Annotated in this window: 2 protein-coding genes; both read left to right on the top strand. The window is 53.1% G+C overall.

What is annotated here, in order from left to right; translation table 11 throughout:
* A partial coding sequence (gene btuB, locus RTK32_RS21060; RefSeq protein ID WP_312047337.1) for a TonB-dependent vitamin B12 receptor BtuB occupies positions 1 to 1,612 on the top strand: 1,612 nt, incomplete at its 5' end.
* Positions 1,557 to 2,408: a glutamate racemase gene (gene murI, locus RTK32_RS21065; RefSeq protein WP_312047339.1), complete on the top strand. Its 852-nt coding sequence runs from the start codon at positions 1,557 to 1,559 to the stop codon at positions 2,406 to 2,408. The genes btuB and murI, both read left to right, overlap by 56 nt.
* The last annotated feature ends 106 nt before the right edge of the window (positions 2,409 to 2,514 follow it).

Consider the following 2,514-nt stretch of genomic DNA (forward strand, 5'->3'; position numbering starts at 1 on the left):
CTCACTTTTTATCCGCGGCACGGAATCCCGTCATGTACTGGTGCTGATTGACGGCGTCCGCCTTAATCAGGCCGGGATCAGTGGCTCTTCCGATCTTAGCCAGATCCCTGTTTCCCTGGTGCAGCGCATTGAATACGTGCGTGGCGCACGCTCTGCTGTCTACGGCTCTGACGCGATTGGCGGCGTGATCAATATTATTACCGGGCGAGAAAAAATTGGCACCACGCTGACCGCAGGAATGGGGTCGAATGGCTATCAAACTTATGATGGGGCCACCCAGCAGATGCCGGGAGAAAACACCCGCGTGACCCTGGCGGGCAACTACACCTATACCAAAGGGTATGATGTAGTGGCGAATTACCCGGATGCTTTCGGCGATGAACGACAGAAAGATCGCGATGGCTTTATGAGTAAAACGCTCTACGGTTCGATTGAACAGCAGCTTACTGAAGCGTTCAGCGGTTTTATACGCGGCTACGGCTACGATAACCGCACGGCCTATGATGGTTCCTCTACCTACGTTAAGCCTGATACCTATGTCGATACGCGTCAGCTCTACAGCCAGACGTGGGACAGCGGCCTGCGCTTTAATAACGGGCTTTATTCTTCTCAGCTAATCGCGAGCTATAGCCATACCAAAGATTACAACTACAGTCCGGGAGTGGGACAATATGACGCCTCTGCCACGCTGGATGATTCACAGCAGTACAATGTGCAGTGGGGCAATAACATTGCGGTGGGCAACGGCAGCATTAGTGGGGGTATCGACTGGCAGAAGCAAACTATCGAACCTGGCACGGCCTACGTTAGCGACAGCCATGCAGTCAGCAATACCGGCCTTTACGCGACGGCCCAGCAGACGTTTGGTTCCGTGACGCTGGAAGGCGCGATGCGCGGTGACGATCACTCGGAGTTCGGCTGGCATAACACCTGGCAAACCAGCGGCGCATGGACGTTTGCAGAAGGCTACCGTTTTATCGCCAGCTACGGGACTGCCTTTAAAGCACCGACTATTGGCCAGCTCTACGGTTCCTTCAGTGGCAACAGCGATCTCGATCCTGAGCAAAGCAAGCAGTGGGAAGGGGGCTTTGAAGGCCTGACAGGCCCGGTGACCTGGCACGTATCGGGCTATCGTAACGAAATCGATCGTCTGATCGACTACAACAGCGCGACCAGCAGCTACTACAACGTTAATAAAGCCTCGATTAAAGGCGTAGAAACCACGGCGTCATTTGATACCGGCCCGGTCAGCCATACGCTTTCCTATGATTATACGGATGCGCGTAACGGCGACACCAATGAGATCCTGATGCGTCGCGCCAAACAGCAGGTAAAGTACCAGCTAGACTACACCCTCTATGCATTTGACTGGTCACTCAGCTATCAATATCTGGGACAGCGCTATGATAAAGAGTATTCACAGGACCCCAGCGGCAGGCTTGTAAAGCTTGGCGGCGTGAGCTTATGGGATGTCGCGGTTTCGTATCCGGTCACATCCCACCTGACCGTTCGTGGTAGAATAGCCAACCTGTTTGATAAAGATTACGAGACAGTTTATGGCTATCAAACTCCAGGAAGGGAGTATTACCTCAGCGGCAGCTACACCTTCTAATCCGCGACCCACCGTGCTGGTCTTTGACTCCGGCGTCGGTGGGCTTTCCGTCTATGAAGAAATCCGGCAGCTGCTGCCGGATTTGCACTATATCTACACCTTCGATAATGCCGCTTTCCCTTATGGTGAAAAAAGCGAAGACTTTATTGTCGGGCGCGTGCTTGAAATCGTCACTGCCGTTACACGTCTGTACCCTTTGTCGCTGGTGGTTATCGCCTGCAACTCGGCCAGCACCGTCACGCTTCCTGCGCTGCGTGAACGTTTTACCTTCCCGGTTGTGGGTGTAGTGCCCGCGATAAAACCCGCAGCACGCTTAACGCGCAATGGTGTAGTAGGCCTGCTGGCCACGCGTGGGACGGTAAAGCGTCCTTATACGCATGAGTTAGTTAAGCGTTTCGCCGGAGAATGCAAAACGGAAATGCTGGGTTCTGCTGAGTTGGTAGAGCTGGCAGAGGCCAAGCTTCAGGGTAAAGCGGTTCCGCTGGATCAGGTAAGGCAGATCCTGCAACCCTGGCTGCGCATGAAAGAGCCGCCCGATACGGTGGTACTCGGCTGTACGCACTTCCCTTTATTAGCGAATGAACTACAGCAGGTATTGCCGGAAGGGACACGATTAATCGACTCCGGCGCAGCTATTGCGCGCCGCACCGTCTGGCTGCTGGAAAATGAATCTCCGAAAGTCTTCTCTACGGACGATAATCTCGCTTTTTGTCTGACAATGACGGAACAAGCTGTACAATTACTGCCCGTTTTACAGCGTTATGGCTTCGGAAAGCTCGAAAAACTAGCGGTTTAACGCGGTTTTGCATAAAAAAGCAACGGTCGAAAAGTTTTTTAAAAATAGGGGTTGTCAGCCGTCAGAAACTCCCTATAATGCGCCTCCACTGACACGGAACAACGAC

It is taken from the genome of Erwinia sp. (genome assembly GCF_031978025.1).
Taxonomy (GTDB): domain Bacteria; phylum Pseudomonadota; class Gammaproteobacteria; order Enterobacterales; family Enterobacteriaceae; genus Erwinia.